Genomic DNA, 11,914 nt, shown 5'->3' on the forward strand with positions numbered 1-11,914 from the left:
TGTATCTCCACACTATTAATTGGCTCTGCAACCACTGTGTCATTTCATCTGTTTGAAACAATTGAACAAAGGAACAGTGGATCGCAGCATTGAGTACATCTTAACTTAATTACTAAAAAAAAGCTCTGTTGAATATGTGCTGAAACACGAACTTTAGCAAGTACTTATTAACAAATAAGCTAACTAAAACAACAAGCTTTTTCTAAAAATCAACCAGTTAAAACAACACCCAATAAAATTACACAAGATAAAGATATTTTCAATACCATTGAATAGCCATTCGCGACAATTTCACTTATTTGCTTATTGAGTCCCGTTATTTGCCTCTGTTAACTAGAATTTAGTTAGTATTTTGGTTGCCTATTGTGCGCAGAGAGCCGCTAGATGGTAGTATTCGATTCCCAATTTCAATAGGTTACTACATTGGATATTCAGCAAGGCTTTGTACTCACAAGACAAGCGAGAGATTTTTCAGGGCGTACCCAAATTGATTTGTGGTTAAGCTCCCCTCAAGGCCCAACTCTGCTGACGATTCAAAATGAAAAACCTGTATTTTTCGTCGCTCAATCTGATGTTGAAGAATGTCAGGCTATCGCAGCGAAAGAGTCGATTGATTGCCAATTCAAGTCCCTAGAACTAGCCACATTCGATCAAACCCCTCTCGCCGCATGTTACACCTCACTGTCGAGAAGTAGCTTTGGTTTAGCACAAGCCTTTCACAGCGAAGAGATTCAGACCTTTGAAAGCGATATTCGACTCGCCGATCGATATCTGATGGAACGCTTTATCAAAGGCAGCATTGAGTTCACTGGGACTGCCGTGCAAAAAAATCAGCATCTTAGAGTCTCCAATGCAAAATGCAGAGCGGGCGATTACTTACCCAGTTTATCTGTGGTTTCACTTGATATTGAATGCTCAGAAAAAGGCGTGCTTTATTCCATTGGCTTAGACAGCCCGATGGACAGCCGAGTGATCATGGTCGGCGAACCACAAGAGGCTGACACAAACGTCCAATGGGTCCCTAATGAGAAAGCTCTACTAGAGGCGATGATTAGATGGTTCTCCGAGTTTGACCCCGACATCATCATCGGTTGGAACGTCATAGATTTCGATTTTAGGCTGCTGCACAAACGTTCAGAATGGAATGAAGTGAAGCTCAGCATCGGTAGAGACAATCAACCAAGCTTTTTCCGTAGTTCTGCACAAAACCAGCAAGGCTTTATCACTATCCCAGGCCGCGTTGTGTTGGATGGCATCGACATGCTCAAGACAGCGACCTACCACTTCCGCTCTTGGTCTCTTGAATCGGTATCTCAAGAGCTACTCGGCGAAGGTAAAGACATCCATAACGTTCACGACCGCATGGATGAGATAAACCGGATGTTTAAGTTCGATAAGCCTTCGCTCGCCAAGTACAACCTTCAAGACTGCGTGCTAGTAAACCGCATCTTCGAGCACACCCACCTACTCGACTTCGCGATTGAGCGATCTCGATTAACCGGTGTCGAACTGGATCGTGTTGGTGGCTCTGTTGCGGCCTTTACTAATTTATACATGCCTCAAATACACCGAGCAGGTTACGTCGCGCCTAATTTAGAGCCCGAGAACTGGATCGCTAGCCCCGGTGGCTATGTGATGGATTCCATCCCTAACCTGTACAACTCGGTTTTGGTACTCGATTTTAAGAGCCTTTATCCATCGATCATTCGCTCTTTCTTGATTGACCCGATGGGGTTAATTGAAGGGCTAAAGCTAGAGTTAGGCTCCGAAGAAGACCAAGCAGTGGCTGGATTTCGTGGCGGTCAATTCCACCGCTCTAAGCATTTTTTACCAGAGATGATCGAAAACCTCTGGGCAGCGCGAGATGTCGCAAAGAAAAACAACGAGAAAGCTTTTTCTCAGGCGATTAAGATCATCATGAACTCTTTCTATGGTGTGCTTGGCTCTTCTGGCTGTCGCTTCTTCGATACCCGTTTAGCCTCATCGATCACTATGCGTGGGCATGAGATCATGAAGCAAACCAAGGTTCTAATCGAGGATAAAGGTTATCAAGTAATTTACGGAGATACCGATTCAACCTTCGTATCGCTAAACGGCAGTTACGGTCAACAAAAAGCAGATGAGATCGGGAACGCGCTGGTCGCTTACATCAACGATTGGTGGACGAATCACTTAAAAGAAACCTACAACCTAACCTCAATACTCGAACTGGAATACGAAACTCACTATCGCAAGTTTCTAATGCCGACCATTCGAGGCTCTGAGACAGGATCGAAGAAACGTTATGCAGGTCTAATCAATCAAGGTGACCAAGAGAAGATCATCTTTAAAGGGCTTGAAAGTGCGCGAACCGATTGGACACCTCTCGCGCAACAATTCCAACAAACTCTGTATGAGATGGTGTTTCACGACCAAGATCCAACGGACTATGTCAGACAGTTTGTCGATGAAACCGCTGCCGGTAAACACGATGATTTACTGGTTTACCAAAAGCGTTTGCGCCGTAAGTTACATGAATACCAAAAGAACATTCCGCCACAGGTTCGCGCAGCAAGATTAGCCGACGAAATCAATGCCCAGCTTGGTCGCCCGCTTCAATACCAAAACAAAGGGCGTATTGAATATTTGATTACACTGAGTGGCCCTGAGCCAAAGGAGTACTTGAAGAGTGGTATCGATTATCAGCATTACATCGACAAACAAATCAAACCGGTTGCAGAAGCTATCTTGCCCTTCATCGGTTTAGATTTTGAACGAGTCAGCGGGCAGCAGCTAGGTCTGTTCTAGATTGAACCCTCTTTTCTAGGCGACATTAGACTCGAGGTATCTATTAAAACTCGAGCCAGGCATCAACACGAAAAAAGCAGAGGAGTTCATAACTCGCTCTGCTTTTTCATATCAATGGATAGCTTACGAACCCCTACCCGATTCGAAACTCAGTTTTCTGATACTGCTTAACCAGCCATTCACCAAAGCCATCAAGAATCCCTATCACCGAGCGTTTGGGAATCGCTCGTCCAGACAACAGAATACCCAATCTTTGAATCTCGACTTCTTTCTCTGGATGATATTTCAAGAACTGTTGACCACACTCTATTGGGTCATCGAACCAATATTTATCACGATACATCACCAAAGAATAACTCGCTCGCAGTAGCTTTTTAGCAATAATCACCTGTGCTGCAACTTGTTGTTCTGGCGTTGTTGCTCGGGCAATCTTATTACGATAAACCGCTAACCAGTTTTCCGCATCCATATTCCAATGCTTAGCAATTTCCCAACTCGTTTCGAAATCACCATAGCAGTCCGATAGATCTTCACCATGCACACACACGGCTAAATGCTTGAGCATGAAGCCCCACGTAAAGATGTTGTCGAAATCAACGATCTCGCTCACCAAGGTGGTTTTGATTGCCACTTGAGTGACCTGAGGGAAGCTCTTTTGGAAGCGCCACTTGATGGTATTCAGCAGCGTAGTTCGTTGATCTGGGAAGTGACGATGAGTAACCACGACCACATCTAGATTCGAGCGACCGACAACGGCTTGCTTACGTGCCACACTGCCATAAACATAGACACTGTGCAGATTAGAACCTAACCCACCTTTTAAAAAGGTAATCAGATCGTTAACCACAGGTTGGAATTCAGGTTGAAATAGCTGTGTTGGGTCAATAACAGGTAGCTGCATAGGTCGTTTCGGTAAATAAAATAATGATTTAACTGTCTCTCTATGATCGCTTAGGTGACTTTATGATTCAAGCTATTCCTATTTATAGCGTCTACGAGATATAATCACTGGATAGACCCAATAAGGACAAACACAAAATGCCTAGAGCAAGTGAGATTAAAAAAGGTTTTGCGATCAACGTTGATGGCAAAACAGTACTAGTAAAAGATATCGAAGTGACAACACCAGGTGGCCGTGGCGGTCAAAAGATTTACCGCTTCCGTGGTCACGATGTAGCAACTGGCGTTAAAACAGAAGTTCGCCACAAGGCTGACGAAATCGTTGAAACTATCGACGTAACTAAGCGTGCAGTGATGTTCTCTTACGTTGACGGCAACGAGTACATCTTCATGGATAACGAAGATTACTCACAGTTCATCTTCAACGGTGAAATGATCGAAGACGAACTACTGTTCATCAACGAAGAAACTCAAGGCATGTACGCGATTCTTATCGACGGTACTGCAGCAACGCTTGAACTACCAACTTCAGTTGAGCTAGTGATCGAAGAAACAGACCCTTCAATCAAAGGTGCATCTGCTTCAGCTCGTACTAAGCCAGCTCGTCTGTCTACAGGCCTTACTGTTCAAGTTCCTGAGTACATTGCAACTGGCGACAAAGTTGTTGTGAACACAGCTGAACGTAAATACATGAACCGCGCAAGCTAAGATATTTATTATGACCGAAGCTAACGACCTAATGTCTTACGACGACGCAATTGACACTGCATACGACATCTTTCTAGAGATGGCTCCTGATAACCTTGAACCAGCAGACGTGATCCTATTCACTGCTCAGTTTGAAGATCGTGGCGCTGCAGAGCTCGTTGAAACTGGTGACGATTGGGTTGAACATGTTGGCTTTGAAGTCGACAAAGAGATCTACGCTGAAGTACGCATTGGTCTTGTAAATGAAGCTGATGATGTCTTAGATGACGTATTCGCTCGTCTGCTGATCAGCCGTGACCCTGAACACAAGTTCTGTCACATCTTGTGGAAACGCGACTAGGCTCTTCTTAAATCAGCTCAGAGTACTGAGCTGATTTTCTTATGATTTCATAGCCTCATCACTTTACCAAACTGCAACTCTACAAAATTATGACCAAAGCAAAGACAGATACCCTATCCAAAGGCTACGCCTGTGTTGGATTAGTAAATCCCAAAACCCCTGAAAATGTTGGCTCAGTAATGCGAGCAGCTGGTTGCTACGGAGCAAACTCTGTATTTTATACTGGCACCCGTTATGACCATGCTCGACAGTTTCATACCGACACCAAAGAAAAGCACCTTGAGTTGCCATTGATTGGTGTTGAAGACCTGAAAGACATTATTCCCGTTGGCTGCGTGCCCATCGCGGTTGATTTGATAGAAGGCGCTAAGCCTCTGCCTGATTATAAGCACCCACCTCGTGCTTTTTATATCTTCGGCCCTGAAGATGGGACTCTGAAAAAAGAGATCACGGATTTCTGTCGTGAAACCATCTACGTTCCGACCAATGGCTGCATGAACCTTGCTGCCGCGGTCAATGTTATTTTGTATGACCGCATGGCGAAGGGTGATAATTTTTCTAATCATTTGAAAGTGACCTAATACCAATCGTAGTCCATAGCTAGTCACCCTAGCTAGTGAAGCACTTCTACCTGGTTAATCGTTTCTACTTGGTAAGCACTTCCACATGATTTGAACTGCGCCATATTCAAGACGAAAAAAAACCTGCTAAGTTAGCAGGTTTTTTAGTATTCGAAACATTGGATTAAGCTTTAAGCTTAAGAACTGTAGCAACTACTGGTGTAATTACTTACGTGATCTTGGCTTAGCCGGTTTAGCCGGGCGTCCGTTGTTCAATTTAGGCTTTTTGGTAGCCTGAGGTTTGCCATTGGTCGCTGGAGCACTACGACCTGAATCAGGTGTTGTAGTACCGCGAGTAGCAGGCTTCTTACGCTTAGTCTGGTTACTACGGCCTTTAGGAGCATTTGCACGCTCTTCGTGACGCTTAACAGCACGACGAATTTTCTGGCTACGAGAACGCTCACGCTTACGAGAAGTGTTTGCAGGATCAAGATCCAACAGTGTCTCTTTTTCTGGCTGAAGTTCAACAAGCTCACGCAAGTAGTTTACTTCTTGAAGATCTAGCTCTTTCCAACCGCCACGAGGCAGTTTCTTATCAAGGTAGATATCACCGTAACGTACACGTTTTAGACGGCTTACTGTTGTTTCTTGTGATTCCCAAAGACGACGAACCTCACGGTTACGACCTTCGTTAATCGCTACGTAGAAAGTATGGTTCATACCTTCACCGCCAGCGTAAACCACGTCTTCGAAACGAGCCATACCATCTTCAAGTTGAACGCCACGAGTCACGTTCTTAACTTTTTGCTCAGTCACTTCACCAAACACACGTACTAGGTACTCACGCTCAACCTGGCGGCTTGGGTGCATTAGGCGGTTTGCAAGTTCACCATCAGTAGTGAAAAGCAAAAGACCCGATGTGTTTGCATCAAGACGGCCAACTGAAATCCAACGAGAACCACGGATCTTAGGTAGACGATCGAAAACAGTACGGCGACCTTCAGGATCGTGACGAGTACAAAGCTCACCTTCAGGTTTGTAGTAAGCAAGTACACGACAAACCACTTCTTCAGAGGCTTTGCCTGTAATTGTGTGGCCATCGATACGAATCACTGAGTTCTCGTCTTCAAGACGCTCACCCAATTTCGCAACTTGACCGTTAACACTTACACGACCAGATTTGATTAAACCTTCTAGTTCACGACGAGAACCGTGACCAGCTCGTGCTAAAACCTTCTGTAATTTTTCGCTCATTTACTCTTTTCTACCTAATTGTCGTCTTCACAGACGTCGAATGAATTTTTCGCGACCAAATCGCGGTCGCGTATTATCGCAAATAACCTGCCAAAAAGCACTTGTTATTTACTCTGGCAGGTTTGCTGTTTCGTTACAGACTGTTAATCAGTAACGCTACTATTCAAACGGCGCTGGATCGCCGGCACCACGACGTAAAACAACGGCATCATCGTCACTGAAGTCAATAACCGTAGTCGGTTGCTCACCTAAGTAGCCGCCATTCAAAATGACATCAACCGCATGCTCTAGGCTGTCGCGAATTTCTTCTGGATCCGATTCAGTTGTCTCGTTACCCGGAAGAATCAGAGACGTCGACATCAATGGCTCACCCATTGCTTCCAACAGGTCAAGTGCAATCTTGTTGTCTGGGACACGAATACCAATCGTTTTACGTTTCGCGTTCATCAAACGCTTCGGCACTTCTTTGGTTGCTTTGAAGATAAACGTGTAAGCACCGGGCGTGTGCGCCTTAAGTAAACGGAAAGCAACGTTATCAACTCGTGCATACAGTGACAACTCAGAAAGATCACGGCATAACAAGGTGAAATTGTGCTTATCATCGATTCGACGAATTTTACAGATGCGTTCAAGTGCTTGTTTATTTTCAAGCTGACAGCCCAGCGCATAACCGGAATCTGTTGGATAAACCACCACACCACCACTACGAATAATCGCAACAGCTTGAGTAATTAAGCGCGCTTGTGGGTTATCTGGGTGTACATAAAAAAACTGGCTCATTGTTGATCCTCGTTATCGAATCTCTCGACTCTATCATCAGAAGGAGCTGGTTCACCTAAATACTGTCATCAGTATCAGTTGGTGAAACCGTTTGAAACTCCCAATCTTTCCATACTTCTTCGACCCCAGAAGGTAGCCAGAGATTACGTCCAAGTTCCATCCACGGAGATGGATAATGGAAGTCACTGCCTTGGGAGGCTAATAGTTTGTATTGTATAGCATAATCCGCAAGTGTGCGTCTTTCTTGTTGTGCTTGCTGAGGTTGAGCCACTTCCATAGCGTCACCATTTGCTTCAACAAATGCAGCGAGAAGACGTTTAATCCACTTAGCGGTGAAGCCATATCGCGCAGGGTGTGCAAGCACCGCTTGGCCACCAGCCGCATGAATAACCGTTACAGCATCACTCATTGAGCACCACGTTGGCGGTACGTAACCTGGGTTATTACGAGTAAGAAACTTTTTGAACACCTGTTGCATGGTTTTTGCGTAACCATTATCGACTAGCCACTTAGCAAAGTGAGCACGAGTGATAGGCGCATCACCAGCAATCAATTTAACTTCTTCTAACAACCCTTCACGCGTCGCTTTCTCAAGACGTTGAGCAATCATCTCTGCACGCCCAATACGGTGAAGCTTTTGTTGTTCAATTAACGCTTTCAATTCTGGTGATTCAGGATCGACGTTTAACCCAACAATATGGATATCTTTGTTTTGCCAAACGGTTGAGATCTCGATGCCGTTAATCAACTGAATCGGAAGGTTGTTATCAACAATATAGTTGCGTGCTTCAGCAAGCCCATCAGTCGTATCATGATCTGTAATCGCTAACGCTTCGATGTTAAAGCCTAACGCTCGGTCAATCAGTTCAGGTGGAGTAAGTCGGCCATCTGAGGCTGTTGTATGACTATGTAGATCAATTCTCATATATTCTTTTTCATTGTTTTTAATTTTTATCGTTATATTTGTGCCAACGCACTTGACCTGCAAGCGCAAAACTAGTTAACTAGTACACAAATACGAAGTATCACATTTGATAGGTTTACCATGTTACAAGAATTTAACCAAAACCATAAAGATAAAGTTTTAGAACTTTCTTCAGTAGAAGCAAGCTCTGAACTTAATTGGTGGCGCACTTGGACAAGTTCTTGGTGGGCTAACGTGTACTTCTAGTTAAACAGTTTGTTTATAAAAAAGTTATCACTAAGCCCGCTTTAATAGCGGGCTTTTTAATTTGTCGAACATCTCACATTCAACTGACTAACAAATCAACGAATTGACCATATTCTAGATTGGGTGAACGGTATCTTTATGCGACTATGTACGGCAGGAAATTTAAAGAATCATAAAGGAGGTCTTGTGAACAAGGCCATTGAAATCAAAAAGCTGGGAACCATTGAGGTCATCAATTCTTCGGTTCCTTACTCACAAGATCCAACCAGTGTTTTTCATACTTTGTGTGAAAACAAAACAGACAGTCTATTGCTGGAATCTGCTGAGATTGAATCTAAACAAAACCTGACAAGCTTACTCCTTATCGACTCTGCTGTTCGCATCGTATGTCGCGGACATGAAGTAACCTTTCAAGCATTGACCCAAAACGGTCAAGCGCTTATCGAACACCTAGCTCAAAACGTTAAAACAGATATCAAATCTGACCTTACCGATAACGTATTGACGCTCACTTTTGTCGAGCCTAGTAACGAATTAGACGAAGACTCACGTTTAAGAGAAGCGTCTTCTTTTGATGCATTGCGTTTAGTTCAGCACAGCTTTGAACAAGACCCAAGCAACAAACATGCATTATTTATGGCTGGCCTATTCGCTTACGACATCGTGGCGAACTTTGAACCGCTAGGTGATGCTGAAGCGACTAACAACTGCCCTGACTTTGTTTTCTACGTTGCTGAAACACTATTGCGTTTCGACCACCAAGAAAACGAAGGCCTACTTCACGCGAGCTTATTCACTCAAGATGAAAGTATTAAAGCGCAATTAACTGAACGCCTAGCCGACATTCAGACTCAATGTCAGTCATTGAAAGCCATCACAGAAGTAACGCCGCTCGACAATGTTGACGCTGTACCAAGCGTTTCAGATGAAGACTTCTGCCAAACGGTTCGTGATTTAAAAGAGTACGTAGTTAAAGGCGATGTATTCCAAGTGGTACCTTCACGCCGCTTCACGCTGCCTTGCCCTGCTCCGCTGGCGGCTTATAAAGAACTCAAGCAAAGTAATCCAAGCCCTTACATGTTCTACATGCAAGACGAGCTGTTTACTCTGTTTGGTGCTTCTCCAGAAAGCGCACTGAAGTACGAAACTGAAACCAACCAAATTGAGATCTACCCAATTGCTGGTACTCGTCGTCGCGGTAAACGCCCAGACGGTCAAATCGATTTCGACCTAGATAGCCGTATCGAACTTGAACTGCGTACCGACAAGAAAGAAAACGCTGAACACATGATGCTTGTCGATCTAGCGCGTAACGACGTGGCACGTATTGCGGAAGCCGGCACTCGCCACGTAGCAGACTTATTGAAAGTTGATCGCTACAGCCATGTGATGCACTTGGTTTCTCGCGTTGTTGGTCAGCTACGTGAAGACTTAGATGCCCTGCACGCTTACCAAGCTTGTATGAACATGGGTACGCTAACGGGCGCGCCAAAAATCCGCGCAATGCAACTTATCCGTGACGTAGAAAAAACGCGTCGTGGTAGCTACGGTGGCGCAGTGGGTTACTTAACGGGTGAAGGCACATTAGATACTTGTATCGTAATTCGCTCTGCTTACGTTGAAGATGGCGTAGCACAGGTTCAAGCGGGTGCAGGTGTGGTGTTCGATTCAGATCCACAAGCAGAAGCAGATGAAACTCGCGGTAAAGCACAAGCGGTTATCTCAGCGATTCAAGCAGCTCATACTAAAAACCTAACAAATAAGAAGGAGTCGTAATCATGGCTGATATTGTATTCATCGATAACTTCGACTCGTTCACTTATAACCTTGTAGACCAGTTTCGTTCATTGGGACACAGCGTAAAGATTTACCGTAACAACATCTCGGCAAAAGTAGTGGAAGCGGCTATCAACGAGCTAGACAACCCTGTTGCGCTACTTTCACCAGGCCCTGGCGCTCCTGCTGATGCGGGCTGCATGCCAGAGCTAATTCAGCTTTTAAAAGGCAAAGTGCCAATGATTGGTATTTGCTTGGGCCACCAAGCGATTGTTGAAGCCTACGGCGGCACCGTTGCAGGCGCTGGCGAAATCATTCATGGTAAAGTGTCTATGATGGAACACCAAAACCATGCGACTTACCAAGGCTTACCTTCGCCGCTGGCTATCGCTCGCTACCACTCTTTAGTGGCAACGCATGTATCCGATAGCCTAACGGTGACCGCTGAAGTCGATGATTTGGTGATGTCTGTAGTTCAAGAACAAGACAAGGTTTGTGGATTCCAATTCCACCCTGAATCGATTATGACGACCTACGGTGCAACGCTTCTAGCGAACGCTATCGAATGGGCTCTTGAGAAACCTCTTCATCTAGAGAAAAGCTCTACTCTTGATAAAAAGACTAACTAGGAAACGATCATGGAACAGATTAATAAACTTTACGAACAACAGTCTCTTACTCAAGAAGAAAGCCAACAACTGTTTGATGTGATCATCAAGGGCGAACTAGACCCAATTTTGATGGCTTCTGCGCTTACTGCACTGAAAATCAAAGGCGAAACGCCGGATGAAATCGCTGGCGCAGCGAAAGCACTGCTTGCCAATGCAAACCCGTTCCCACGTCCTGATTACGATTTTGCAGACATCGTAGGTACAGGTGGCGACGGTCATGACACCATCAACATTTCTACAACTTCTGCATTTGTAGCAGCCGCGTGTGGTTTAAAAATAGCTAAGCACGGCAACCGCAGCGTATCAAGTAAGTCAGGCTCTTCTGATCTGCTAGATTCGTTTGGTATCAACTTAGCGATGACCGCTGAAGATACACGTAAAGCCGTTGACGAACTTGGCGTAGCATTCTTATTTGCTCCGCAATATCACGTTGGTGTACGTCACGCGATGCCCGTTCGTCAAACAATGAAAACACGCACGATCTTCAATATCCTTGGTCCACTGATTAACCCTGCTCGCCCTAACATCGAGTTAATGGGTGTTTACAGCAAAGAGCTAGTACGCCCTATAGCGGAAACCATGCTGCAAATGGGCATGAAGCGTGCTGCTGTTGTTCACGGTAGCGGCCTTGATGAAGTGGCTATTCACGGCGAGACCATCGTTGCTGAAATCAAAGATGGCAAAATTCACGAATACACAGTGGCACCGGCTGACTTTGGTTTGAACACTCACCCTCTTGAAGCAATCAAGGGCGGCGAGCCAGAAGAGAACAAAGCCATCACAACCGATATCCTGACAGGTAAAGGCACTGATGCTCAAGTTGGCGCTGTGGCAGTCAACGTTGCTCTGCTGATGCGTCTATTTGGTCACGAAGATCTAAAAGCCAACACACAGCAAGCGATTGACGCGATGAAATCTGGCAAAGCGTACGAGCTTGTACAAAAGCTTGCTGCACACGCCTAACGAA

General features: G+C 45.0%; 12 protein-coding genes and 1 other annotated feature. Of the genes, 8 read left to right on the top strand and 4 right to left on the bottom strand.

Features of this window, described 5'->3' with window-relative positions; translation table 11 throughout:
- Nucleotides 1–423: 423 nt before the first annotated feature.
- A complete protein-coding gene (locus L3V33_RS08210) occupies nt 424–2,787 on the top strand; it encodes a DNA polymerase II (protein WP_237290218.1) in 2,364 nt (787 codons plus the stop codon).
- 133 nt (nt 2,788–2,920) lie between these two features.
- Here L3V33_RS08210 and L3V33_RS08215 read toward each other — a convergent pair whose 3' ends face one another.
- Nucleotides 2,921–3,688, bottom strand: a complete 768-nt coding sequence (locus L3V33_RS08215) for a nucleotidyltransferase domain-containing protein (RefSeq protein ID WP_237290219.1) — start codon at nt 3,686–3,688, stop codon at nt 2,921–2,923.
- Nucleotides 3,689–3,825: 137 nt separating this feature from the next.
- Here L3V33_RS08215 and yeiP point away from each other — a divergent pair, with 137 nt between their 5' ends.
- The 3 genes from yeiP to L3V33_RS08230 all read left to right on the top strand — a co-directional run bounded on the left by yeiP (nt 3,826) and on the right by L3V33_RS08230 (nt 5,316).
- Nucleotides 3,826–4,395 carry an elongation factor P-like protein YeiP gene (yeiP, locus tag L3V33_RS08220; protein ID WP_004729781.1) on the top strand — a complete coding sequence of 190 codons (570 nt, stop codon included), beginning with the start codon at nt 3,826–3,828 and terminating at the stop codon, nt 4,393–4,395.
- A 10-nt stretch (nt 4,396–4,405) separates the two neighbouring features.
- A complete protein-coding gene (locus tag L3V33_RS08225; RefSeq protein WP_004729782.1) occupies nt 4,406–4,735 on the top strand; it encodes an HI1450 family dsDNA-mimic protein in 330 nt (109 codons plus the stop codon).
- A gap of 89 nt (nt 4,736–4,824) precedes the next feature.
- The gene (locus L3V33_RS08230; protein ID WP_004729783.1) at nt 4,825–5,316 is read left to right on the top strand and encodes an RNA methyltransferase; all 492 of its coding nucleotides are present in this window, start codon (nt 4,825–4,827) and stop codon (nt 5,314–5,316) included.
- A 204-nt stretch (nt 5,317–5,520) separates the two neighbouring features.
- On the opposite strand, the gene rluB is transcribed toward L3V33_RS08230, so the two are convergent.
- From rluB to L3V33_RS08245, 3 genes are all read right to left on the bottom strand, one after another.
- Nucleotides 5,521–6,549, bottom strand: coding sequence for a 23S rRNA pseudouridine(2605) synthase RluB (rluB, locus tag L3V33_RS08235; protein ID WP_004729784.1), 1,029 nt, complete (start codon nt 6,547–6,549; stop codon nt 5,521–5,523).
- Nucleotides 6,550–6,708: 159 nt separating this feature from the next.
- The gene (locus L3V33_RS08240) at nt 6,709–7,329 is read right to left on the bottom strand and encodes an L-threonylcarbamoyladenylate synthase (RefSeq protein WP_017076369.1); all 621 of its coding nucleotides are present in this window, start codon (nt 7,327–7,329) and stop codon (nt 6,709–6,711) included.
- Nucleotides 7,330–7,384: 55 nt separating this feature from the next.
- The gene (locus tag L3V33_RS08245) at nt 7,385–8,254 is read right to left on the bottom strand and encodes a PHP domain-containing protein (protein WP_237290220.1); all 870 of its coding nucleotides are present in this window, start codon (nt 8,252–8,254) and stop codon (nt 7,385–7,387) included.
- Nucleotides 8,255–8,374: 120 nt separating this feature from the next.
- On the opposite strand from L3V33_RS08245, the gene L3V33_RS08250 reads away from it, so the two are divergent.
- The 4 genes from L3V33_RS08250 (at nt 8,375) to trpD (ending at nt 11,910) form a co-directional block, all read left to right on the top strand.
- Nucleotides 8,375–8,500, top strand: a complete 126-nt coding sequence (locus tag L3V33_RS08250; RefSeq protein WP_009848753.1) for a trp operon leader peptide — start codon at nt 8,375–8,377, stop codon at nt 8,498–8,500.
- Nucleotides 8,447–8,561: a sequence feature (Trp leader region), on the top strand. (Overlaps the previous gene by 54 nt.)
- A gap of 125 nt (nt 8,562–8,686) precedes the next feature.
- A complete protein-coding gene (locus L3V33_RS08255; protein WP_237290221.1) occupies nt 8,687–10,276 on the top strand; it encodes an anthranilate synthase component 1 in 1,590 nt (529 codons plus the stop codon).
- A gap of 2 nt (nt 10,277–10,278) precedes the next feature.
- A complete protein-coding gene (locus L3V33_RS08260) occupies nt 10,279–10,905 on the top strand; it encodes an aminodeoxychorismate/anthranilate synthase component II (RefSeq protein WP_017076372.1) in 627 nt (208 codons plus the stop codon).
- Nucleotides 10,906–10,914: 9 nt separating this feature from the next.
- A complete protein-coding gene (trpD, locus tag L3V33_RS08265) occupies nt 10,915–11,910 on the top strand; it encodes an anthranilate phosphoribosyltransferase (RefSeq protein WP_237290222.1) in 996 nt (331 codons plus the stop codon).
- Nucleotides 11,911–11,914: the final 4 nt, after the last annotated feature.

It is taken from the genome of Vibrio sp. A2-1 (assembly GCF_021728355.1).
Classification (GTDB): domain Bacteria; phylum Pseudomonadota; class Gammaproteobacteria; order Enterobacterales; family Vibrionaceae; genus Vibrio; species Vibrio splendidus_K.

Coding starts and splice junctions, on each gene's coding strand:
- rluB (WP_004729784.1), bottom strand. CDS start 6,549: ATGAGCGAAAAATTACAGAAGGTTTTAGCACGAGCTGGTCACGGTTCT.
- L3V33_RS08225 (WP_004729782.1), top strand. CDS start 4,406: ATGACCGAAGCTAACGACCTAATGTCTTACGACGACGCAATTGACACT.
- L3V33_RS08260 (WP_017076372.1), top strand. CDS start 10,279: ATGGCTGATATTGTATTCATCGATAACTTCGACTCGTTCACTTATAAC.
- L3V33_RS08240 (WP_017076369.1), bottom strand. CDS start 7,329: ATGAGCCAGTTTTTTTATGTACACCCAGATAACCCACAAGCGCGCTTA.
- yeiP (WP_004729781.1), top strand. CDS start 3,826: ATGCCTAGAGCAAGTGAGATTAAAAAAGGTTTTGCGATCAACGTTGAT.
- L3V33_RS08245 (WP_237290220.1), bottom strand. CDS start 8,254: ATGAGAATTGATCTACATAGTCATACAACAGCCTCAGATGGCCGACTT.
- L3V33_RS08230 (WP_004729783.1), top strand. CDS start 4,825: ATGACCAAAGCAAAGACAGATACCCTATCCAAAGGCTACGCCTGTGTT.
- trpD (WP_237290222.1), top strand. CDS start 10,915: ATGGAACAGATTAATAAACTTTACGAACAACAGTCTCTTACTCAAGAA.
- L3V33_RS08215 (WP_237290219.1), bottom strand. CDS start 3,688: ATGCAGCTACCTGTTATTGACCCAACACAGCTATTTCAACCTGAATTC.
- L3V33_RS08250 (WP_009848753.1), top strand. CDS start 8,375: ATGTTACAAGAATTTAACCAAAACCATAAAGATAAAGTTTTAGAACTT.